The sequence below is a fragment of the Halomonas sp. ALS9 genome, from assembly GCF_001651035.1.
Taxonomy (GTDB): Bacteria; Pseudomonadota; Gammaproteobacteria; order Pseudomonadales; family Halomonadaceae; genus Vreelandella.
Map to the genome: position 1 here is coordinate 597128 of NZ_LXRG01000192.1, position 23321 is coordinate 620448.

Here is a 23321-nt window from a genome sequence, read left to right on the forward strand (position 1 = left end):
GAAAGAAGGATAACTTCGTGAGCAATTGATGTCGTGTATGAGGACTATCATGTTGAGCACCTCACTATTCCCGTAGACAAAAGCCCCTAATTAAGCCGCTTTATTAGTAATCACTTAGAACCCTCAACAAAAACAGACAAACTACCAAACGTAAGTACTAACACATGTACTTACGTCTATATTCCCGCGCGACAGAAACAGCAAAAAAATCCTAACCCCATGTTTATTAAATACTTTAAATATTCTTTCCAATTCGGAACTGATTAGCTGATGATTCCGACCTTTTAGGTGTTCAGCGAGTGTCTTAGGTTTGGTTGCATAACAACGACAATGTCACCCAGCGAGATACTGCAATGCAACAAACCCCAAAAGGCAAAGCTGTCATCAATGAGGTGGGCTTACGCGATGGACTACAGAACATTGCCTTCACCCTGCCAACCAACAAAAAAATAGCGTGGATTCATGATGCCTATTTAGCGGGCATGCGTGAAATGGAAGTGGGCTCCTTTGTTCCACCCAAGCTGCTGCCACAGCTGGCGGATACTGCAGAGCTTGTGACCTACGCCAAAACACTACCCGGTTTATTCGTATCAGTTCTTGTGCCGAATTTAAAAGGGGCCGAGCGAGCCATCGCCAGTGGGGCAGATCTGATGATCCTGCCTATTTCCGCCAGTCGCCAGCATAGCTTAGCCAATGTGCGTAAGACACCCGATGAAATGATCGCAGAGGTGGCACACATCATAACGGCGAAAAAGAACGCTGGTTCCGAGATATTGGTTGAAGCCGGCATCGGCACGGCATTTGGCTGCACGCTTCAGGGGCATGTTGACAGTAGCGAGGTACTGCGCATTATGCAGGCAGCGCTAGAAGCAGGCGCTGACCGCGTCAGTATGGCGGACACCGTAGGCTACGCCGATCCAGCCATGGTGCGAGAGCTGTTCGGACAAGCCATCAAACTAGCGGGGGATAAGTGCTGGCGAGCACACTTTCACGATACTCGGGGCTTAGCACTGGCCAATGCCTACGCGGCGCTTGAGGTAGGGATCACACGCTTCGACGCCTCTCTAGCAGGGATCGGTGGCTGTCCTCATGCACCAGGAGCAAGTGGCAACGTGGCCTCTGAAGATTTGGCCTACATGCTGGGCAGCATGGGGTATGAGACCAAGATAGATATTCCCAAACTGCTAACACTCAGGCAGAAGCTGGCGAACTGGCTGGAAGGTGAGGAAATGCACGGCACTCTCTGGAAAGCAGGTTTACCGAAAACGTTCCAGCCTAACCACCAACTTGCTGAAGTGTAACGAGGTTATTATGAGCAGTTCTATTCCTGGCAAGACCACGTTGCCCCTCGACGGTATCCGCGTCATTGAATTTAGTCACATGGTTATGGGCCCCACTTGCGGCATGATCCTGGCAGATTTAGGCGCCGAAGTTATCAAAATTGAGCCGCCAAGCGGCGATAAAACACGCCAGATGACCGGTCTAGGGATGGGCTTTTTCCGTACTTATAACCGTAATAAGAAGAGCGTAGTACTCGACATCAAGTCTCCCGAAGGAAAAGCGAACCTGCTAGCGCTATTAGCCGAATCGGATGTCATGATTGAGAACTTTCGCCCTGGGCTGATGGACTCGCTGGGGCTAGGCTACCAAACGCTGTCAGCGAAGTTTCCCGAGCTCATCTATGTGTCTCATAAAGGATTCCTGCCTGGCCCCTACGAAAATCGTTTGGCCCTTGATGAAGTCGTGCAGATGATGGGCGGGCTCGCCTATATGACCGGCCCCGAAGGCCGACCATTACGCGCCGGCGCCTCCGTTAACGATATCATGGGGGGAATGTTCGGAGCGATTGGAGTGCTTGCCGCCATTATGCAACGCGGTAAAACCGGTAATGGGCAAGAAATTCAAAGCGCTCTATTTGAAAACTGTGTGTTCCTCTCCGCCTCCCATATGCAGCAGGCTGCCATGTCTGGAGACATACCGCCTCCTATGCCATCGCGGGTCTCTCCCTGGACGATCTATGACGTCTTCACGCTAGCCAATAATGAACAGTTGTTTATCGGGGCTGTGAGCGACAAACAGTGGGCAATCTTATGCGACGTGCTGGAGCGACAAGATCTCCTTGACGATCCGACGTTGCAGAAAAACGAACAACGACTCAACGTCCGCGATGATCTGTTGGCAACCTTAGGCGAGACCCTTAAGCATCATCATATTGATGAACTCTCAGCGAAGCTGGATACCGTTGGCTTACCTTATGCCCCCATTACCCGTCCCGACGAACTGCTGCAAGACGAGCACTTAAAGGTGAGTGGTGGACTGGTGCCCATGCAGACGGATGACGGTGATACCACCGATGTCGTGCTGCTGCCATTAATGATGGGAGGTAAACGCCCTCAAGTGCGCCATCCCCTGGCCAAAATAGGAGAACACACCGAGGAAGTACTGGGAAGACTGACCAACCGGGCATGACGCCATGCCCAGCTACTGACATATGATTCATAAAGACAACTATAAAGACAATGACAACAATGGACATCGCTATGAAAGCAACTATTAAAACACTTATTGCATCAGTCTCTATCGCCAGCTCCATCAGTAGTGCCATCGCCGCTGATTATACGATGCGCCTCGCTCATCAACTGCCTGGCTCACATCACGTCGCACAGGCAATTGAAGCCTTCGCAGATGAGGTGAAAACTAACAGCAATGGTCGTATCGAGGTGCAAATATTTGGCGGTGCCCAGCTTTACGGGCCTACGGAATTCCATGCCGCTGTCGCGCGTGGCCACATAGAAGCGGCATCGATTGTTAGCCTATTGTGGGGGGGCACCATTCCGGAAATGCAGGTATTTAACATCCCCTATCTGATGACGGGCCGCCACCAGCTTGAACAGTTTCCAACCTCCGAAGCGGCAGCAATACTGGATGACAAGATGGCATCCAAAGGGGTCAAGAATCTGGCTTGGTTGCTAGACGCCAACAATGCAGCATTCACCTCCTCTGACGCACCACTCATTGCCCCTGACGATTTTCAGGGTACTAAGATTCGCGGATTGAGCCGGGTATTTGATGCCGGCCTGATCGCAATGGGAGCCTCACCCGCTACCATGCCTGGCTCGGAGGTCTATCAGGGGTTGCAGACTGGCGTTATCGATGCCGCCATTACTAGCACCGATGCTGTCTATTCGAGGCGCTATTTTGAAGTCCAGGACTACGCGGTAGCCTCCAACCTGATTACGGTCTATCAAAACATTATTGTTAATCCACAATGGTGGGAAAGCCTGCCAGAAGACCTCCAAAGCTTGGTCGAGTCAGCAGCTTCTAGCACCGAAAATGTATTGCTACCGGAAACTGACGAAATCGATCCTACGGGGATCGCAAAATTAGAAGAGAACAATGTGGAAGTCACTGTGCTATCCGACGAACAAGTCGATGCTCTGCGGATTGCGATGCAACCGGCCGTTGAGCAAGCATTCATTGAGAGTGCCAACGACGGTGAACGGCTGATTGAGCTGATTAAGCAACTCTAAGCTACCAAGATATTTTCTATATCGACATGGGTAGTAAGAGGAGAGGCCGCCTCTTCTCTCAATAACAGCCGAGCCGGGGGTGTTGATGCTCCTCGAAAGGATAGATTATGAATAATTATACAAAATCTTCTATGGGTAAGGCCGACGTCTTTCAACCGCCGTTGGTATGCCGTTTATTGAGCCAGTTAGTATACTGGATTACCACCTTCGCTATGGCGATATCTGCCGCTAGTGTTTTGGTAGCACTAGCGCTGATAAGTTACGCCGTGGTGGCTCGTTATCTGCTTGGGCAACCCTCTCTCTGGATTAACGATGTAGTGACCTTCATCTTAGTTGGCATCGTTATGTTAGGTGCCGCAGCCGCCCTTAGAGAAGGCCGACACCTTGGTGTCGATTTGTTCACTGAGCGCCTCAAAGGTCGTCGCCAGCGTGGGGCACAGGCTTGGTCGATGTTTGCTGTGCTACTCGTCGCACTCTACTTGGTGGTCGACGGCTGGCAGACTGCCATGTTCTCAAAAATGCTTGGCATGACAACGCTGGGGTACGTGGAGATTCCCCTGTTCTGGCTACAGTTGTTGATTCCTCTGGGCGGAATAATGCTGATGATGGTATGCCTGGATTCATTGCTACGATTGTGCTTCGGTGGCAAAGCTTTCGTCGATTCATGTCAGGAAGAGGAACACTGATCATGATCACGATACTACTCATTCTTCTTGGCTTGGTTCTATTACTGTTTACCGGCCTCCCCATCTTTGCTGGCTTGTCGATCTTTGGTGCTGCTTTGCTGGCGGGAACGCCAGGTTCCCTGGGCGGCCTTACTGAGATAGTTTTCAATAAAGTCAGCATGTATGTACTGTTGGCGATTCCTCTGTTTGCGTATATGGCCCATATCATGATTCGTGGCCGCATCGTAGATGACCTTTATGACACCGCCTATACGCTGACTCGTCATCTGCCAGGAGGGGTCGGGATAGCCACTATCATGGCGTGCATGATTTTCTCAGCTATTTCCGGTTCAAGTGTGGCGACTGCGCTGACCATCGGCGCGGTAGCGATTCCGCAGATGATTCGCTACGGCTACGACCCTAAAGTAGCCTATGGCCTAGTCGCAGCTGGCGGCACGCTGGGAATTCTGATTCCACCCTCCGGCCCTATGATCATCTATGGCGTTGCCACGGACACCTCCATAGGCGGGCTATTTATGGCGGGTCTTTTCCCCGGTCTAATGCTAGCCGGGATATTCATGATTGCGACCTCCTTTCAACAACGTCACGCCAAGCGGGCGCAACGAGCCTCTCTTACTGAAGCCATTCAGGCAATCCGCAAATCAGGTTGGGCAATCGCCTTACCGACCATGGTACTCGGCGGAATGTATCTAGGGGTCTTTACTGCGACAGAAGCAGCGGCTATTGGCGCAACACTGGCGCTATTAATCGGTTTGTTAGTGTATCGCAGCATTGGTCTGCGTGAGATATGGACATCAGCCATTGATGCCAGCCGTACCTCCGCCATGCTATTTATGATCTTGGCAGGTGCCGCTATCTTTAGCCATGCATTGACTAAAATGATGATCCCACAGCAAATTGTAGCGTTTGTACTGAATGTTGACCTAGGAGTCTACAGCTTCCTGATCCTCATGATGTTAATGATTTTTATACTCGGCATGTTTCTAGAGTCCATTGCCATTATTTTAATTACTTCGCCTGTCGTTATGCCGGTTCTAGCGCTGCTGGAAATTAACCCAATCTGGTATGGGGTACTGCTAGTCATTAATTTGGAATTAGCGATGATTACGCCACCAGTAGGAATGAATTTATTCACTATTAAGGCGGTGACCAACGCACCGATCGGCCAGATTATCCGTGGTTCAGCACCCTTTGTAATGTTAATGGTAGTGGGGTTAGCGCTGGTACTAATTTTCCCCCAGATTGCCATATGGCTGCCTAACAGCATGATGAGCATGGGTAACTGATAATTCTCAGTGAGACAATATTCGGTTTGAGCTTGGCGAGATTAGCCTGTCATCATAGGTTAGTCTCGCCTTTCTAAATACCCTATATCAAAAACGGCTAATATTTCTCAATTTGTATTAGTCAAGTGATCGAAAAGCGCCCTTGCTGGAACACTAAGTTTTGCATAATCCCTCACGCAAGCGACGAAAGTGCGTGTTGCCCATGAATCATTGAGCGGAATGGCCTTAATGTTCATTGCTGTTTCATATAATGTTGCAACTTCCAGCGGAACCACGGCAATAGCAATGTTGGAGTCAACAATCCGACAAGCCGCATCAAACGTAGTGACATGTATACGAAATCTAATGGGACTGCCTAGCGCACTAGCCTCTCTCTGCAGTGTCAAACTGACAAGGCTGCCTGGAAGAATCTCTACATGGTCATAGGGTAACGTGTCTTCAAAAAAAAGGCTGGGCTTGTCTGCCAATGGATGTTGAGCATTGACGACAATCGCTAACTGATCAGTAAGGTATGGCTGAGAATAAAGGTTTTTAGTGTGGGCATCCGCCCAGCAGATACCTATATCTCCTCGGCCCTCTTCAATACCTCTGGTGATAAGCGAGCTGACCTTCTCCTCAAGGGTAATACGTACCTTCTCATGAGCTTGCATGAAAGTACTGATCTGTTTCGGCAAAAACTGACAGATCACCGACAGGCTTGCCAAAATTCTTAAATTCCCCTGCACACCATCGCTAAACTCACTAAGTTCAGCGTGCATCCTCTCAAGAGCAACGAGTGTCTCTTTTGCAGACCTTAATAGCACTTCACCGGCTGGAGTGGGTACTGCACCTCTCTTACTACGCTCCAATAGTTTTACGCCAACCTGCTCTTCTAAAGCACTTAAACGTTTGCTGACGGCGGAGGGTACAATTGCAATTCTCTCCGCAGCACCTGTGATACTTCCTTCTTCACAGACAGTAATAAATATTTGAAGTGCATGTGGATCGTAATATCTCACTGGTTACTCCAGTTTTGAACAAACATGGCTCAGCTTGCTCGTAGCCAAACAGTATCGTAGCTCGCAAAGCGGCAAGAAGAACCGCACTTTTATTAACGCAAGTATTTCACTCCACCAACACCTATCGTTATCCGACTAAAGTAGTGATATCAGTTTCGACACCCCCCAAACAGTCATCTTAGTTCAGAAAAAAAGGAAGTTAAGAATCACTTATCTTTGGCTGCTTTCCCTTTATAAACCAAGCATATTGGCTCCATGGGTCATCACAAAGTCTTAAAGCGACACACAAAAATACTTATTGATAAAATATTTTGTGTCACTATACTTCAAGTAAGATAAGTCACACTCCCTGACACACCGACGCCGCGGAGGTCTCTATGTACGCGCAGCTCGTGGAAACCGGTTCTAGCAAACTCAAAACGCTTGATGAGATGGATCCTGAGGAACGCCAGTTCCAGGAACGCATCAATAACGAAATTAAAATCGAACCCAAGAATTGGATGCCGGATGCCTACCGCAAGACATTGATCCGTCAGATCTCACAGCACGCGCACTCCGAGATCGTCGGTATGCTGCCGGAAGGCAACTGGCTGACACGCGCGCCGACCCTTAAGCGCAAGCTGCAGCTAATGGCCAAGATTCAGGATGAGGCGGGTCACGGCTTGTACCTGTACAGCGCCATGGAAACCTTGGGTGCCGACCGCGACGAAGAGGTCGATAAACTCCACGACGGCCGCGCCAAGTACTCCAGCATCTTCAATTACCCGACGCTCAACTGGGCTGATATGGGCACGATCGGCTGGCTGGTCGACGGCGCAGCCATCGTCAACCAGGTGCCGCTACAGCGCACCTCTTACGGCCCCTACGCGCGCGCCATGATTCGTGTGTGCAAGGAAGAGAGTTTCCATCAGCGCCAGGGTTATCAAATCCTGCTGACCATGATGCAAGAGGGCACTGACGAGCAGAAAGCCATGGTGCAGGACTCCATAAACCGTTTCTGGTGGCCTTCGCTAATGATGTTCGGGCCCTCCGACGAAAACTCGCCCAACAGTGCTCAGTCGATGGCCTGGAAGATCAAGCGTCACAGCAATGACGAGCTGCGCCAACGTTTCCTTGACCAAACCGTACCGCAGCTAGAACTGCTGGGCTGCACCGCGCCTGACCCGGATCTCAAATATAACCAAGAGACCGGTCACTATGAGTTCGGTGAAATCGATTGGCAGGAATTTTTCGACGTAGTGAAGGGCAACGGCCCCTGCAACCGCGAGCGTGTCGAGGCACGCCGTAACGCCATTGATAACGGTGCCTGGGTGCGTGAAGCCGCCGTGGCTTATGCCGCCAAGCGTCAACGCCGAGCGGCCTGATTTTTAAACCTGTCTTTCAAAACTTGTCTTTCAAAACCTAGCTTTTAAAACCCAGCTTTTAAAACAATACAGAGCCCCGTGGCACGGGGCTCCTTGACCACAGAGGCTTTCCTCATGGCTGACTGGCCCCTCTTCGAAGTTTTTATACGCAGCAAGCACGGCCTTAATCACAAGCACGTTGGTAGCGTACACGCCGCCGATCGCCGCATGGCCATTGAAAACGCCCGCGAGCTTTATACCCGCCGCAATGAAGGAGTGAGCATCTGGGTGGTTCCGGCCAGCGAAATCACCGCCTCTTCTCCCGATGAGAAAGAGCCGCTGTTTGACCCGTCTAACGACAAGGTCTATCGCCATGCATCCTTCTACAAACTGCCGAAAGAAGTCGGCCACATGTAAGGGAGGCAGCGATGAAAAACATAGCTCAGAAAACACAAGCACCGCTGACCGATTACCTGCTGCGCCTTGGCGACAGCGCCTTGGTACTCGGCCAGCGCCACGCACAACTTTGCGGTAAGGCGCCAGCGCTGGAAGAAGAACTGGCCTTGATGAACGTGGGTCTCGACCTCTTCGGTCAGGCGCGCAACTGGTTGGGCTATGCTGCTGAACTGATGGCCGCTGATCTGATGGCTGCTGAACCAGAAGGCCAGGTTCATGATGCCGACTCTTTAGCCTTTCGCCGCGATGCCCAGGACTTTCGCAACCTGTTGCTCGTCGAACAGCCTAACGGCGACTTTGCCGATATTATGGGGCGCCAGTTCCTGTTCGATGCATGGCACGTCCACCTGCTTGACGGGCTGTCTCACTCCAGCGACCCGCGCATTGCTGAAGTAGCCGCCAAGTCGCTTAAGGAAGCGACGTACCACCTACGCCGCTCCTCTGAATGGGTGATTCGCCTGGGCGATGGCACGGAAGAGAGCCACACCCGCATGCAGCGAGCGCTCGACAACCTTTGGCAGTTCACTGGTGAGCTACTGCAGGGCGACGAGATTGATCACGCCATGTTAGCAGCCGGCATCGCGCCTGACCTGGAAACCGTTGCCACTCGCTGGAAAGCCACCGTGGAAGAGGTGCTTGAAGAAGCCACGCTGGTGCGTCCTTCCTACGACGCCTGGATGTATACCGGCGGCAAAGTCGGACATCACACCGAGCACCTGGGCTTTCTGTTGGCGGAAATGCAATACCTGCCGAGGGCATATCCCGATGCGACCGTCTGGTAACCATCCGTCTGCGTCTATCAATAACAGACCTAACGTTGACAGGCTTACCGATGACTGGCCTTCCAGCGACTTGATCGGCAGCGACCGCAGCGGGCTGCCGCCCGCCGGTGACGAAGGCGATGTCAACGCCGTGCTGGCTGTACTACAGGAAGTGCCCGACCCGGAAGTGCCTGTGGTCAGTGTGGTTGAGCTGGGCATTGTGCGCGATACCGCTTGGCTTGATGGACGGCTGGTGGTCAATGTGACCCCAACCTACTCCGGCTGCCCGGCCACGGAAGTTATCGAACAGCATATCCATGAAGCGCTGGTGGCCGCTGGCTACGCAGACCCACTCATCCAGCGCCGCCTGTCACCCGCCTGGACTACCGACTGGTTGACGGACGCCGGTCGCGAAAAGCTGCGTGCTTACGGCATTGCGCCACCGGTAGGAAGTGCTAGCAAGCGCAGCCTGACCGGCCAGTCTGATCCAGTCGTGCCCTGCCCTTTATGTGGCAGCAACGCGACCGAACGCGTCAGCGAATTCGGCTCTACGGCCTGCAAGGCGCTCTACCGCTGTCGCGATTGCCTGGAGCCTTTCGATTATTTCAAGTGTCTGTAAAACGACGAGACCATTTCCCATGAGCCGATTTCACGCCTTGACCGTCAAGGATGTACGCAAGGAAACCCATGATGCCGTTTCCATTGCTTTCGACATTCCCGACGACCTGCTGGACGCTTTTCGCTTTACCCAAGGGCAGTACCTGACGCTGCGCCGCGATATCGAAGGTGAAGATATTCGCCGCTCCTACTCCATCTGCACCGGCGTCCACGAACATGAGCTAAGAGTCGCCGTCAAGCTGGTGCCGGGCGGCAGCTTTTCGACTTTTGCCAACCAGCAATTGCAGCCCGGTGACCGCCTGGAAGTAATGCCGCCCCAGGGCAAGTTCTTTGTGCCTCTCGACCCCAGCCGAGAAGGACACTACCTGGCGGTGACCGCTGGCAGTGGCGTCACCCCCATCATGTCGATTGTTTCCACCACCCTGGAAAGCGAGCCAAAGAGCCGTTTTACCGTCATCTATGGCAACCGTTCTACCACGGGCACGCTGTTTCGCGAGCGCCTGCAGGATCTCAAAGATCGCTACCTGGAACGCCTTAACATCATTTACGTGTTCAGCCGCGAGCAGCAGGAAATTGATCTGTATAACGGTCGGATCGATGCCGATAAGTGCAACGCCCTATTTGACCGCTGGGTAGACGTGCCCAAGCTCGACGCCGCGTTTATCTGTGGCCCGCAAGAAATGACCGAGATCGTGCGCGATGTGCTGACCCACCATGGCATGCCAAAGGAAAAGCTACACTTTGAGCTATTCACGACAGGGCTACCCACGGCAGGCGCCAAGCGCCGCCAAACGACCAGAGCCGCTCAGCTTGAAGCTGAAACTTCGCACATCAAGGTAATCATCGACGGCCGCACTATTGAATACGACTTGCCCCGCAATACCCAGAGCATCCTGGAAGCAGGTAACGAGCATGGGGCCGATCTTCCATTCTCATGCAAGGCCGGCGTGTGCTCCACCTGCAAGTCAAAAGTCATCGAAGGCGAGGTGGAAATGGACGCCAATTTCGCCCTGGAAGATTACGAAATAGATGCAGGCTACGTACTGTCCTGCCAGTGCTATCCAATCAGCGACAAGGTGGTGCTTGACTATGACGAGGTATAAACCCTAACCCACCTACGCCCAAGCCGGCGACTCCGTCGGCTTTGTTGATCCTGATACCAGCAGCTAATACCAACAACTGATCCCCAAAAGATGGGCGGGAGAACACTCAATGCCAGTTTTACAGAGTTACATCGCCGGCCAGTGGTTCGGAAAAACCGAGGCCAAAGCACTGATCAGCGCCATCAATGGCGAAACCGTTGCGCATACCCACCAAGAAAGCATCAACTTCGCCGAAGCAGTGGCGTATGCCCGCAACACCGGCGTGAAAAACATGTTGGCGCTGGATTTCCAGCAGCGGGCAGCCATTCTCAAAGCGCTGGCCGCCTATATCCAAGAGCGTAAGCGTGAGCTCTATGCCATTTCTCATCACACTGGCTGCACCAAGGCCGACTCCTGGATCGACATTGACGGTGGCTTCGGCACCCTGTTTACCTACGCCTCCACAGGCCGCAAGGAACTGCCCTCCGGCAACGTGGCTCACGAAGGCCCGGTCACCCAATTAGGGAAAGATAACCACTTCAACGGCACCCACATCTTGGTGCCCCGCCGCGGTGTTTCTGTCCATATTAATGCGTTCAACTTTCCCATCTGGGGCATGCTGGAGAAGTTCGCTCCCGCCTTTCTGGCAGGCATGCCGTGTATTTTCAAACCAGCAACCGCCACTAGCTACCTGACCGAAGCTACCGTACGCATCATCAACGACTCTGGCCTGTTGCCGGAAGGAGCCTTGCAACTGGTGATTGGTGGCGCCGGTGACTTACTAGACCAACTGGAAGAACAGGACTTTGTCACCTTTACCGGTTCAGCAAACACGGCCCTGATGCTGAAAAGTCACCCAAACATTATGGCCAAGAGCATCCCGTTCAACGCCGAGGCGGACTCACTCAACAGCGCCATCATGGCCCCGGATGTCACCCCGGAAGATGAAGAGTTCGAGATCTTTGCCAAAGAAGTCGTCAAGGAGATGACCGCCAAAGCAGGCCAGAAATGTACCGCCATCCGGCGGGTGTTAGTGCCCGCCGAGCACCTGGATACATTGGCGGACATGATTAAAGAACGCCTTTCCAGCATCGTCGTCGGCGACCCTTATGAAGAAGGTGTGCGCATGGGCGCCCTCTCTTCTCGTGATCAGCTCCACGACGTCAACGAAGCCATCGAACGCCTACTGGAAACCAGTGAGTGCGTGTTGGGCAAAGATGGTAGCTTCAAGCCTGTCGGCCAGGGAGTCGAACACGGCGCGTTTATCGCTCCCCACTTGCTGATCAACCACAATCCGTTGAACGACGGCGGTGCGCACGACATTGAAGCCTTTGGCCCCGTCGCTACCCTAATGCCCTACCGCGGCATCGACGAAGCGCTGGCCATCGCTGCCAAAGGCAAGGGTAGCCTGGTCACCACACTGACCACCAAAGACCCGGCCATTGCTGCCGAGATGATTCCCGTCCTGGCCGCGCATCACGGCCGCCTGCAGATTCTGGATGCCCAAGCCTCAAAGGAATCCACTGGCCACGGCTCACCGTTACCGATGCTCAAACATGGCGGGCCCGGCCGCGCAGGCGGTGGCGAAGAGCTGGGTGGCATTCGTGCGGTTCATCACTATTTACAGCGCACCGCTATTCAGGGGTCGCCCACCATGGTCGCGGCAGTGACAAGGCAATATGTGCGTGGCGCGAAGGTGATCGAGACTGACGTCCACCCGTTCCGACGCCATTTTGACGACCTCCAGGTTGGGGAATCATTGTTAACCCACCGCCGTACCGTCACCGAAGCCGACATCGTCAATTTCGGCTGCCTTTCCGGCGACCACTTCTATATGCACTTCGACGATATTGCCGCCAAAGAGACCCAATTCGGCCAGCGTATTGCCCATGGCTACTTTGTGCTGTCGGCTGCTGCCGGTCTATTCGTTTACCCAGGCGAAGGCCCCGTGCTGGCTAACTACGGCCTGGATACCCTGCGCTTTATTACGCCCGTGTTGGTCGGCGACACTATTCGCGCCCGCCTCACCTGTAAACGCAAGATTGACCAGGGCCGGGTGTCACCTGATGGTCACCCGCAGGGCGTGGTGATGTGGGACGTGGCGGTGACCAATCAACATGATGAGTTGGTCGCCAGTTACGACATTCTAACGCTGGTCGCGAAGCGGCAGTAACGGTTCAGCCGGTAAAACCAGAAACAAAAGTAAGGCAAAAGCAAAACGGATGACAGGGCATACGCTCTGTCATCCGTTTGTTTAGCAAGGACGTTTTTAATACAGCAACTGCGGCAGGAAAAGCACAATAGCGGGGAAGATAAGCACGAGCAGTGCGCGTAGGGTACCCGCGACCCAGAAGGGGGTGACACCACGGAAGATAGTGCCGGTTGATACATCCGGCAATACGGCTCGCAATACGAACACGTTCATACCGACAGGGGGCGTTATCAAACTGATCTCGATCACGATCACTACCAAGATGCCGAACCACACCAAATCATAGCCAAGTCCCGCCACGACCGGGAAGAAGACCGGCACGGTCAGCAGCATCATCGACATACTTTCGAATACACAGCCGAGCAGTACGTATATGGCCAGGATGGCGAGAATAACCACGAAGGGCGCTACGTTCAGCCCGGTGACCAACGCCAAGAGATCATCGGGAAGCCCCGCACGGTTAATAAAATTAGCAAAGATGAGCGCCGTCAACACCACCGCAAATAGCATCGCTGTTGTACGCACAGTGTCCATAAGGACATTCATGAGTATAGTCGGCGTCAAAGCACGCTTGAGTAGCGCAATTACAAAGGCACCCATTGCGCCAATACCCGCTGCTTCAGTTGGGGTGAATATACCCAAATAGATGCCGCCGATAACCAATACGAACAGCGCTAGGGTGCTCCCCACATTTTTTAGCGCTGAAAAGCGCTCATTCCAGGGGACTTTTTCGGCCGCTGGCCCAGCGCTGGGATCACGCCACAGAACCCACTTAACCGCGCCAAGATACATCACAATGCCCAGCATGCCGGGGATAAAACCCGCTGCAAACAGTTCACGAATGCTGGTCTCGGTAATGATGCCGTAGATCACCAGCATCACGCTGGGAGGAATCAGTATCCCAAGGGTTCCGCCCGCTGCAATGGAGGCCGCCGCCAGCGAATCCTTGTACCCGTATTTGCGCATCTGAGGCATTGCTACCCGCCCCATAGTGGCACAGGTCGCAAGGCTCGACCCACAAATAGCACTAAATCCTCCACAAGCCACAATGGTTGCCATCGCCTGACCGCCCTTACGGTGACCAAGGAAACCGTTAGAGGCTCGGAATAGCGCATCTGAGAGCCCAGCATGGGACACCAAATTACCCATCAAGATAAACAGGGGTATCACCGATAGTCCGTAGTCCCTAGCGGTGTCTACCACCCGCCGCGACGCCATGGCTTCAGCCGCGTTCCAGTTACCCGTCAGGTAGTAGAAGCCCACAAAGCCCACGATCCCCATGGCAAACGCCAGAGGCATGCGCAGGAATACCAATATCAACAGCGCTGCAAACCCATAAAGTGCTTCAGTCATGCTTATCTCCCTGGCTGACGGGGCCACCACACTTAATCACACCCACGCCTTCTAGCAGGTAACTCACCGCTCGGCCTAGGGTGAGCAGAGCGGAAAGAAACAACATGATGGCAATCAGGTAGATAAGGTAACCATCGGGAATACGTAGAAACTCAGTGACATCGCCCCACTCGAAAGCACGCACGCCCAGCGCCCAAACCCGTGTAGCAATCACCCATAAAGCCACTGCGATAATTAGGTTGACGATCATCTGGCGCAGCCATATCCAGCGCGCAGGGAATACGGCGTCCAAGAGATCCACGCTCACGTGCTCTTCACGCCAGCATGCTACTGGCAGTGACAGGAACACCACAGCGGCCAGCATCTGCTGAGTCAACTCGACGGTTCCAAGGATAGGTAGATTAAAGAAGTAACGGCCTACTACGTCGGCATTCGTCAGCAGCATCAAGGCAAATAGGGTGGCACCCGCCACCCCCTCCAGCGCCAGCTGCATGACCCTACCGACATTTGACCAGCGAGTCGTCAGGATCGGCATAGTCGCCCTCCACTTGGCGAAGGGTAATTATGATTGTGGCACTAAAGATGCCACGCTCTCTTGTGTAGCAGCTTCTTCAAGTTGTTGGTGGAAGTACTCAAGCGCCGCTTGCGCATCGATACCCCGCTCACTGACGTTCTCAGACCAAGTGTCAACGAGGTCATTACTGATACCACGCAGCGTTTCAAGATCTTCGTCACCAAGAGCCGTAAAGGTATGACCCTGCTCTTTGGCGAACTCGACGCCTCGCTCATCGGATACATCCATCATGTAGCCGAATAGTCGCGACAGCCGCTCACCCGAGACTTCTTCCACAGCGGCACGATCCTCTGCAGACATCTCATCCCAAATACTCGGATTAACCACGATGGTGAAGCTGCCTCGATAGAAGCCCCCATCCACCGTCAAGGTATAGGGAAATATCTCGGCTACCCGAAAGCTTCTAAGACCTTCCGGCACCAGCATAGCGCCATCAATAACGCCCTGAGAGCCAGCTTCATAGACCCCGGTTGGCGGCAGAGCCACACCGGTCAGGTTCAGGGCATTAGAGAGGTCTCCCATCACCCCGCCACCGACGCGAATGCGCTCGCTCTCCAGATCGGCAAGGGTTTGGTACTGCTCACGACTAAAGATCCAACCTGGGCCGTGCACGCCCGCAGCCACCACATCAACGCCACGATGCTCATCAGCTTGCGCTAAGTGCTCCTGGTGCGTATGCCAGTAAGCCGCAGAGGCGTTCTCCGACGAGAAGTCTTCGAAGGTAGGGAACTCAGGTAACTGAGTGGCCAGAAAGCGCCCAGCGTTATAGCCATGGAACACCCAGGTAGCGTCTGCGATACCATCGGCAACCATTTCCATCTGGGAAGCTGGAGGCCCCATATCATGTATCACATCTACGGTTACGCGACCTTCCGTCGCCTCTTCAATCCACGCTTTCCACGTTGGCCATACCATGGTGTTGATGCCGTGATTAGGGCCAGCCCAGGTACTCACGGTGATAGTGGTTTGCGCTAGAGCGGTGGTACTCAGCGTCGCAGCGGCGATAGCGCCGATCATCAGGTTTGTTGTTTTATTCATTTTTCTTTCCTCTGGTCGTCACGAACGGGGAGCGTCAAACGTGATACTTTATTATTGCTATAAGAAAAATATCTGAATCACGTTAGTTATCACAATGCCTGCAGATGCGTGGATCGTGCAACGATCCATCGACTAAAAGATGCTAATACTTAAGTAGTAATTTATATTTTTTGTTAAATTACAAACGGTTAATCTAAAAAATAGATTCTTAGAGTTATTCCCAATGACCACAGGGAAATAATTTTTCGCCAATTTTTTTGTTACATAAATCACATCATCCGAGACACTAATGACGCGCCATTGATCAGGTAAGGCTTAACATCGGCTACCAGAGGACGAGTCACCTGTATCGAGCCTTTAGCCAATTCTTTCCAACTGCCGTTCAAGCTTGCGCATGGTATTGAGCAAATCACGATATTCACCAACGCTTAGGGTCGACACCAGATTGGCTTCCCACGCCTGTGCTTCGGGTACTAACTTATTAAGTAGCGCTTGCCCGGCCTCTGTCAGCTGTAAGTCATGTAGTCGCTGATCTTGCTGTGATGGCGTGCGGTTTATCAGCCCACGGTCTTCCAGCGACTGAATAGCTCGAGACACACGAGCTTTATCCATATTGGTGTAGGCGCAGACTTTTTTAGCGGTTAAATCATCACAGTGGCTGAGCCACGCAAGCACACGCCACTGGGCGATGTTGAGTTGATAGGAGTCGGCATAAAGCTTTTCTAGCGCCTGACTGATCCGATCAGCCAGACGGTTAAGCTGATAGGGTAAAAATTGATTGAGGTCGAGCTCTGCCCTGGCCGAAGACTCCAGAGATGCATCGCCGCCGACTTTATCCATCGTCATTATATTTCTCCTAGAGCCGCCATTTATCTGGGGTGGTAATGAAAAATCAGCACGATAGCTGGGAATGTGGGCACCAGCAACGCGCCTATCGTACTGACCACATCATACTGACCACCTAGCGCAAGAGAGTCATCCTCGCTCCATCCAATAACACTCTTAGCTTCCCCCAATAGCACCTCGTCACTTACTGCTCCTCAACATATATGGGCGTCATCAGGCGTAGCCACACCCTATCAGAACAAGGTGAAACAGTGCCGACAGGTAATCTCTCTTGCAACCGATTTATCGATTTTAATTATTATACTTAAGTATAGATCTGCAACAATCATCTGATTTATTGGGCATTATTGCTAATCCCGTGCAGAAATAAGACTGATTTATCTGTAGACCACTGGACATTTAGTTTCATTAGAAACTATCCTCCTGGCATACAACAATCCAATAAATACCTGAACCACCCTGATAGCACCGGAGAAATCATGAGCAAGAAATTCGCGTCCCATGCCGACACCCAAGAGAAGCAGATCAGCTTCACCAAGCTGGCAGAAGGGCTCTATGCTTACACGGCTGAAGGCGACCCTAATACGGGCATAGTGATTGGTGATGACAGCGTAATGGTCATCGATACCCAAGCAACGCCTATCATGGCTCAGGACGTCATCCGCCGTATCCGCGAGGTAACCGACCTACCGATTAAGCATGTCGTGATGACCCACTACCATGCCGTACGTGTTCTCGGTGCTTCCGCCTACGATGCGGAGAATATCTACGCCAGCCAGAGCACCTATGACCTGATTGTCGAGCGTGGCCAGCAGGACTATGAATCTGAAGTCGGCCGTTTCCCTCGCCTGTTCAAGGGAGTGGACTCTGTACCTGGACTAACCTGGCCAAACATCGTCTTCCAGGAAAAGCTGACGGTGTACATGGGTGAGCGTGAAGTACAGATCATTCACCTGGGCCGCGGGCATACCAAGGGAGATACCATCGTCTGGTTGCCGAAGGAAAAAATCATGTTTTCCGGTGACCTCGTTGAGTATGGCGCCACCCCTTACACCGGTGACGCTTACCACGAGGACTGGCCTTCCACGCTGGATCGCCTACAGGCCATGCAGCCCCAAAAGCTGGTACCCGGCCGTGGCGATGCACTGCAAACGGTTGAACAGTGCCAGGAAGCCATTCAAGGCACCCGCGACTTTTTGAATGATATGTATGGCAGTGTCAAAGCGGGCAAAGCGGCGGGCAAGTCTCTCTCCGAGTGTTACGCCGAAACCTACGCGGTACTTAAGCCGAAGTATGGTCACTGGGTCATCTTCGATCACTGTGTGCCTTTCGATATCACTCGCTGCTACGACGAAGCAGGCGGCGAATACCCGGATCCCCGCATCTGGACGGCAGAGCGCGATACCGCTATGTGGCACTCGCTGCAGGACGCCGTCGAAAATCAGTAAGTGCCACCAGTGACACCCACTGATCATGCCCAGCAGTCGGGTGTAATTCACCCGACGCTGAAGGGGAGCAATAGATGCCAACAACCTATAAAAATCCTGTCTATCCTTACCGGCGCCCGCCTGAACTCGATGTTCAAGAAGCTCGCCACTATCCGGTAGTGATTGTCGGAGCGGGGCCTAGCGGCCTCGCCGCCGCCATCGATTTGGCTCAGCAAGGCGTTAATTCGATCGTTCTGGACGATAACAACACCGTTAGCGTGGGTTCACGAGCGCTGTGCTTTGCCAAGCGCTCCCTGGAAATTGTCGACCGCCTGGGCTGTGTTGACCTGATGCTGGAAAAAGGCGTCACCTGGCAGCGTGGCCGCGTTTTCTTTCAGGAGCGCGAAGTCTATGACTTCAACCTACTGCCGGAAGATGGCCACCGCATTCCCGCCTTCATTAACTTACAGCAGTACTACTTTGAAGAGTTTCTGGTCAACCGCACTCACGACTTTCCAGAGCAAATTGACCTTCGTTGGCAACATAAGGTCATCGACGTTGATGCTCAGCCTGACAGCACCGCCATCAAGGTCTCGACCCAGGATGGTGATTACCAGCTGACCTGTGACTACCTCCTCGTTTCCGATGGCGCTAACAGCCAAATTCGCGACATGCTGGGCCTTGAGTGCAAAGGCCAGGTATTTCAGGATCGTTTCCTGATTGCTGATGTGGTGATGAAGGCAGACTTCCCAACAGAGCGCTGGTTCTGGTTTGATCCCCCCTTCCATCCTAACCAGTCAGTGCTGCTGCACAAAGAGCCCGATAATGTTTGGCGTATCGACTTTCAATTAGGCTGGGATGCTGACCCGGAAGAAGAAAAGAAAGAAGAGAACATTCGGCCACGCGTGCAGGCAATGCTGGGCAAAGACGTGGAGTTTGAGCTTGAGTGGGCCAGTGTCTACACCTTCCGCTGCCGCAAGATGGATAACTTCATTCATCACAGCGTGATCTTTATGGGCGACGCGGCGCACCAGGTATCACCCTTTGGTGCCAGGGGAGCCAATGGTGCCCTGCAGGGCGTCGACAACTTAGTCTGGAAACTGGCTCGGGTTCTCAAACAGCAGGCACCCAAGACGCTTTTGTCCACCTACAACACTGAGCGCCAACATGGCGCGGCAGAAAACCTCCTTAACTCTACCCGCGCCACTGATTTTATTACCCCGAAAAGCCATATCAGCCAAGTGTTCCGAGATGTGACGCTGGAGCTGGCTGAGCAACATGCCTTTGCGCGTAGTTTGGTCAACAGTGGCCGCCTCTCCATGCCATGCCGCTATGACACCTCACCGCTCAATACACCCGATGTTAATGGTGGCCCGAGCGAACTGCGCCCCGGCAGCCCGGCCAAGGACGCTCCCATTCGATTGAGAGAAGAGAACGCCTGGCTACTCAATCAATTTGGCGATGGCTTTGTGTTGTTACTCGACGGACGAATTGATGGTGTGCACGCCGACACGCTTGCCACATCGTTTAAAGCGCTATTAGGCCGTTGCACTGATTTAAGCATGGTGGTCGTGGGCCCTGCACCGGATGTGCTTAGCGCTCTACCGCGCACAACCATGGTGGACGACGCTGAGGGGCTAGTGACGCAACGATATGGCCTGAAAGCAGGTGGCGGGTACCTTATTCGCCCTGATCAGCACGTTGCTGCGCGCTGGCACGCTATTACTGCCCGCAAGGTTGAAGACGCATTAGACCGCGCGCTAGGCGTTTACCTTGCGGGTGCCGCTGACACTACCTTCCAGGAAAGTTGCCATGCCAAGGCTTGAAATGAACCCGAATTTCACTGATCCAGACGCCTTTTACGCCGCGCTAACGGCGCTACATCGCGACCGTAGCGAGTCAGAGAGCGAGCGCATCAATGCACGCCTAATCCTGTTACTGGCTAACCACATTGGCGATCAGCAGGTGCTTGAAGAGGCAATTTCCCATGCAGGGTTAGTGGGCGACAGTTAGTGGGCGATAAGTAGCCGACATACATTGTTCACTATAACGTTCAAATAACGCAGGACTTAACAATGACTGAACAATTGCAATATCAGAGCGGTTTTCATAATCACTTTTCAACCGAAGCACTTCCAGGGGCATTGCCGATTGGGCAAAACTCCCCTCAGAAGTGCGCTTATGGGTTATATGCAGAGCAACTAACCGGCTCCGCATTTACAGCGCCACGTCATCAAAATTTCCGTAGCTGGCTTTACCGTATTCGCCCTTCTGTCGTTCAGAGCGCGTATCAGCCACTCGAAAATCACAAGGTACACACCGCTCCATTAGATAAACCAGCGGCAGATCCCAATCAAATGCGCTGGGATCCCGTTTCTCTACCGAGCGAGCCGACTGATTTTATCGACGGCTTATTTACCATTGCCGTCAATGGCGATGCGGGTACACAGGCTGGCGTAGGCGTGCATGTCTACACCTTTAATAAAGACATGACCGAGCGTTTTTTCTACAACGCTGACGGAGAACTGCTGTTTGTTCCCCAACTGGGCGCCATTCGTCTACGTACCGAATTTGGTGACATCGAGATCGATAATGGTGAAATTGCCGTTATTCCACGCGGTGTGAAATTCCAAGTGCGCAGAGCTCAGGGTGTTGATGCTGCGCGGGGATATATATGCGAGAACTATGGCAGCCCTTTAGAGCTTCCAGGCCTCGGCCCCATCGGGTCTAACGGTTTAGCAAACCCGCGTGACTTCCAAAGCCCCGTGGCAGCCTATGAAGACCTGGAAGGCGACTACCGTTTAGTGGCTAAGTTCTCTGGGCGTTTCTGGGAGAGCAAACTCGACCATTCGCCGTTAGATGTCGTGGCGTGGCACGGCAACTGCGCGCCTTATAAATATAATCTGGCTAATTTTAACACCATCAATACGGTTAGCTTCGATCATCCGGATCCGTCAATCTTCACCGTATTGTCGTCCCCCTCCGATACGCCGGGAATGGCGAATCTTGATTTTGTCATTTTCCCACCGCGCTGGATGGTTGCCGAGAATACCTTTAGGCCACCCTGGTTCCATCGCAATCTAATGAGCGAGTTTATGGGGCTGATACACGGCGAGTACGATGCCAAAGCGGAAGGCTTCACGCCTGGCGGCGCCAGCCTACATAACTCAATGTCGCCCCATGGCCCCGATGCTGAGACATTTGAGAAAGCCTCCAACGCGGAGCTCAAGCCCCATTTCATAGGCGACACCCTGGCCTTCATGTTTGAGAGCCGCTACTTCTTTCACCCGACCCCTGCGGCGCTGAATGCTGACTTCCGTCAACGTGACTATGTGGATGTTTGGTCGACGCTGCGCTCCCACTTCAACCCCAGCCAGCCCTGAACCCTATATTTCCCTGACGACAAGGATTGATTCACCATGAAACTTGCAACACTTAAGCAGGGCCGCGACGGAGAACTTATCATTGTTTCCCGTGACCTTTCACGTGCAGTGAGCGCTGTTGATATTGCGCCCACCCTTCAGGCAGCTATCGAGGAGTGGGCGACGGTTAGCCCCAAGTTGGAAGAGCGCTATGCACAACTTAACAGTGGCAGTGCTGAAGGTGCTTTTGCGCTGGACCAGAGTACGCTGCACTCCCCTTTACCACGTGCCTATCAATGGGCTGACGGCTCCGCCTACCTGAACCATGTCAAGCTGGTACGCCAGGCACGTAATGCCGAGATGCCCGACACCTTCTGGACTGACCCGCTAATGTATCAGGGCGGTAGCGACGGTTTCCTGGCCCCCACTGAGGATATCGAGGCGGTGAGTGAAGAGCATGGCATCGATTTTGAAGGTGAGATCGCCGTTATTACTGACGACGTGCCGATGGCAGTGACCCCCGAGCAAGCCGCTAAGCACATTAAGCTAGTGATGCTGGTCAACGATGTGAGCCTGCGTGGGCTGATTCCCGGCGAGCTAGCGAAGGGCTTCGGCTTTTTCCAAGCCAAGCCCGCCTCTTCTTTTTCGCCTATTGCGGTGACTCCCGATGAGCTGGGCGATGCCTGGCAGGATGGCAAGGTACACCTGCCGCTGACCGTACACCTCAATGGCGAGAAGTTTGGCGAGCCTGAAGCCGGGCCAGATATGATTTTCAGCTTCCCACAGCTGGTTGCCCATGCGGCCAAGACCCGCTATCTAGGCGCGGGTGCTGTTATTGGCTCGGGCACTGTTTCCAATCCCGACCCCGATGGCGGCCCTGGAAAGCCAGTGGCTGATGGCGGAGTGGGCTATAGCTGTCTAGCCGAAGTGCGCATGGTGGAGCAGATACTCTACGGCCAAGTAAAAACGCCCTTTATGCGCTTTGGCGACCAAGTGCGCATCGAGATGTTCGACCGCGATGGTAACAACATCTTTGGTACGATCGACCAGCAAGTCGTGAAGTACCAGCCAAAATGACGCGAGGCAACATAAGGAAAGCAACATGACGACACTTTACGGCTATTTCCGTTCGTCGGCTGCTTATCGGGTACGTATCGCCTTAAACCTGAAGGGCCTGGACTACGACCAGGTGCCGATCAATCTGGTGAAAGGCGAGCAACGGGGTGGCGACCATTTGGCACGCAACCCCCAAGGGATGGTGCCTAGTCTAGTGCTGGATGACGGCTCAGTGGTTAACCAGTCGCTGGCTATCTGCGAGTATCTCGATGAAGTGTATCCCGAACCCGCGCTGCTACCGGCGGATGCGTTAGCCCGCGCCCAGGTTCGCGCCCTCGGGCAATTAGTGGCTTGTGAAGTTCACCCCCTCAACAACCTGCGGGTGCTCAAGTATCTCGTCGGTGAGCTGGGGGTAGATGAGGAAGCTAAGCTAGCCTGGTATCGCCACTGGATTGCTGAGGGCTTCACAGCCATGGAAGCAACGCTCTCGACTGACCCCAGCAGCGGTGATTTTTGCCATGGTGACACCCCAACGCTTGCAGATATCTGCCTAGTTCCCCAGGTGTATAACGCCGAACGCTTCGAGTGCGATTTATCAGCGTACCCGACACTCCAGCGCATCGCTGCCAACTGCCGGACACTGCCAGCCTTCCAAAAGGCAGCACCCGAGGCGCAGCCTGACGCCAGCTAAAC

Annotated in this window: 22 protein-coding genes; 17 read left to right on the top strand and 5 right to left on the bottom strand. The window is 53.3% G+C overall.

Annotation, left to right across the window (positions count from 1 at the left end):
• Positions 1–353 precede the first annotated feature (353 nt).
• The 5 genes from A6R74_RS16520 to A6R74_RS16540 all read left to right on the top strand — a co-directional run bounded on the left by A6R74_RS16520 (position 354) and on the right by A6R74_RS16540 (position 5502).
• Positions 354–1301 (top strand): hydroxymethylglutaryl-CoA lyase, encoded by a 948-nt coding sequence (locus tag A6R74_RS16520; protein WP_064235567.1) that lies wholly within the window; start codon positions 354–356, stop codon positions 1299–1301.
• Positions 1302–1311: 10 nt separating this feature from the next.
• Positions 1312–2469: a CaiB/BaiF CoA transferase family protein gene (locus A6R74_RS16525; protein WP_064235568.1), complete on the top strand. Its 1158-nt coding sequence runs from the start codon at positions 1312–1314 to the stop codon at positions 2467–2469.
• A gap of 71 nt (positions 2470–2540) precedes the next feature.
• Complete coding sequence (gene dctP / locus A6R74_RS16530) at positions 2541–3530, top strand: TRAP transporter substrate-binding protein DctP (protein ID WP_165603392.1); 990 nt, start codon at positions 2541–2543, stop codon at positions 3528–3530.
• Positions 3531–3637: 107 nt separating this feature from the next.
• Positions 3638–4216: a TRAP transporter small permease gene (locus A6R74_RS16535; RefSeq protein ID WP_064235570.1), complete on the top strand. Its 579-nt coding sequence runs from the start codon at positions 3638–3640 to the stop codon at positions 4214–4216.
• A gap of 2 nt (positions 4217–4218) precedes the next feature.
• The gene (locus A6R74_RS16540) at positions 4219–5502 is read left to right on the top strand and encodes a TRAP transporter large permease (protein WP_205634197.1); all 1284 of its coding nucleotides are present in this window, start codon (positions 4219–4221) and stop codon (positions 5500–5502) included.
• A gap of 107 nt (positions 5503–5609) precedes the next feature.
• Here A6R74_RS16540 and A6R74_RS16545 read toward each other — a convergent pair whose 3' ends face one another.
• The gene (locus A6R74_RS16545) at positions 5610–6500 is read right to left on the bottom strand and encodes a LysR family transcriptional regulator (RefSeq protein ID WP_064235571.1); all 891 of its coding nucleotides are present in this window, start codon (positions 6498–6500) and stop codon (positions 5610–5612) included.
• Positions 6501–6877: 377 nt separating this feature from the next.
• Between A6R74_RS16545 and paaA the strand changes: the two genes are divergently transcribed.
• From paaA to paaZ, 6 genes are all read left to right on the top strand, one after another.
• Entirely contained in the window at positions 6878–7864 is a 987-nt protein-coding gene (gene paaA / locus A6R74_RS16550) for a 1,2-phenylacetyl-CoA epoxidase subunit PaaA (protein ID WP_064235572.1), read from the top strand.
• Positions 7865–7978: 114 nt separating this feature from the next.
• A complete protein-coding gene (gene paaB, locus A6R74_RS16555; protein WP_022521442.1) occupies positions 7979–8260 on the top strand; it encodes a 1,2-phenylacetyl-CoA epoxidase subunit PaaB in 282 nt (93 codons plus the stop codon).
• 11 nt (positions 8261–8271) lie between these two features.
• On the top strand, positions 8272–9081 hold the full coding sequence (paaC, locus tag A6R74_RS16560; protein WP_064235573.1) for a 1,2-phenylacetyl-CoA epoxidase subunit PaaC: 810 nt from the start codon (positions 8272–8274) through the stop codon (positions 9079–9081).
• The gene (paaD, locus tag A6R74_RS16565; RefSeq protein WP_082906716.1) at positions 9065–9679 is read left to right on the top strand and encodes a 1,2-phenylacetyl-CoA epoxidase subunit PaaD; all 615 of its coding nucleotides are present in this window, start codon (positions 9065–9067) and stop codon (positions 9677–9679) included. The genes paaC and paaD overlap by 17 nt, the downstream gene beginning before the upstream one ends.
• A gap of 19 nt (positions 9680–9698) precedes the next feature.
• Positions 9699–10781: a 1,2-phenylacetyl-CoA epoxidase subunit PaaE gene (gene paaE, locus A6R74_RS16570; protein WP_064235574.1), complete on the top strand. Its 1083-nt coding sequence runs from the start codon at positions 9699–9701 to the stop codon at positions 10779–10781.
• Positions 10782–10890: 109 nt separating this feature from the next.
• A complete protein-coding gene (gene paaZ, locus A6R74_RS16575; RefSeq protein WP_064235575.1) occupies positions 10891–12933 on the top strand; it encodes a phenylacetic acid degradation bifunctional protein PaaZ in 2043 nt (680 codons plus the stop codon).
• Positions 12934–13029: 96 nt separating this feature from the next.
• Here paaZ and A6R74_RS16580 read toward each other — a convergent pair whose 3' ends face one another.
• The 4 genes from A6R74_RS16580 to A6R74_RS16595 form a co-directional block, all read right to left on the bottom strand.
• The gene (locus A6R74_RS16580) at positions 13030–14325 is read right to left on the bottom strand and encodes a TRAP transporter large permease (RefSeq protein ID WP_064235576.1); all 1296 of its coding nucleotides are present in this window, start codon (positions 14323–14325) and stop codon (positions 13030–13032) included.
• The gene (locus tag A6R74_RS16585; RefSeq protein ID WP_064235577.1) at positions 14318–14860 is read right to left on the bottom strand and encodes a TRAP transporter small permease; all 543 of its coding nucleotides are present in this window, start codon (positions 14858–14860) and stop codon (positions 14318–14320) included. Before A6R74_RS16585 ends, A6R74_RS16580 begins: the two co-directional genes overlap by 8 nt.
• A gap of 27 nt (positions 14861–14887) precedes the next feature.
• Positions 14888–15937 (bottom strand): TRAP transporter substrate-binding protein, encoded by a 1050-nt coding sequence (locus A6R74_RS16590; RefSeq protein ID WP_064235578.1) that lies wholly within the window; start codon positions 15935–15937, stop codon positions 14888–14890.
• Between the two features lie 357 nt (positions 15938–16294).
• Positions 16295–16783, bottom strand: a complete 489-nt coding sequence (locus A6R74_RS16595; RefSeq protein ID WP_064235579.1) for a MarR family winged helix-turn-helix transcriptional regulator — start codon at positions 16781–16783, stop codon at positions 16295–16297.
• Between the two features lie 479 nt (positions 16784–17262).
• On the opposite strand from A6R74_RS16595, the gene A6R74_RS16600 reads away from it, so the two are divergent.
• From A6R74_RS16600 to maiA, 6 genes are all read left to right on the top strand, one after another.
• Positions 17263–18231, top strand: a complete 969-nt coding sequence (locus A6R74_RS16600) for an MBL fold metallo-hydrolase (RefSeq protein ID WP_064235580.1) — start codon at positions 17263–17265, stop codon at positions 18229–18231.
• A 74-nt stretch (positions 18232–18305) separates the two neighbouring features.
• On the top strand, positions 18306–20036 hold the full coding sequence (locus A6R74_RS16605) for an FAD-dependent oxidoreductase (protein ID WP_064235581.1): 1731 nt from the start codon (positions 18306–18308) through the stop codon (positions 20034–20036).
• The gene (locus tag A6R74_RS16610) at positions 20023–20223 is read left to right on the top strand and encodes a DUF2783 domain-containing protein (RefSeq protein ID WP_064235582.1); all 201 of its coding nucleotides are present in this window, start codon (positions 20023–20025) and stop codon (positions 20221–20223) included. The genes A6R74_RS16605 and A6R74_RS16610 overlap by 14 nt, the downstream gene beginning before the upstream one ends.
• 62 nt (positions 20224–20285) lie before the next feature.
• Positions 20286–21593, top strand: a complete 1308-nt coding sequence (gene hmgA, locus A6R74_RS16615) for a homogentisate 1,2-dioxygenase (RefSeq protein ID WP_064235583.1) — start codon at positions 20286–20288, stop codon at positions 21591–21593.
• Positions 21594–21629: 36 nt separating this feature from the next.
• Positions 21630–22649, top strand: a complete 1020-nt coding sequence (locus A6R74_RS16620; RefSeq protein WP_064235584.1) for a fumarylacetoacetate hydrolase family protein — start codon at positions 21630–21632, stop codon at positions 22647–22649.
• Positions 22650–22674: 25 nt separating this feature from the next.
• Positions 22675–23319: a maleylacetoacetate isomerase gene (gene maiA, locus A6R74_RS16625; RefSeq protein WP_064235585.1), complete on the top strand. Its 645-nt coding sequence runs from the start codon at positions 22675–22677 to the stop codon at positions 23317–23319.
• Positions 23320–23321 lie beyond the last annotated feature (2 nt).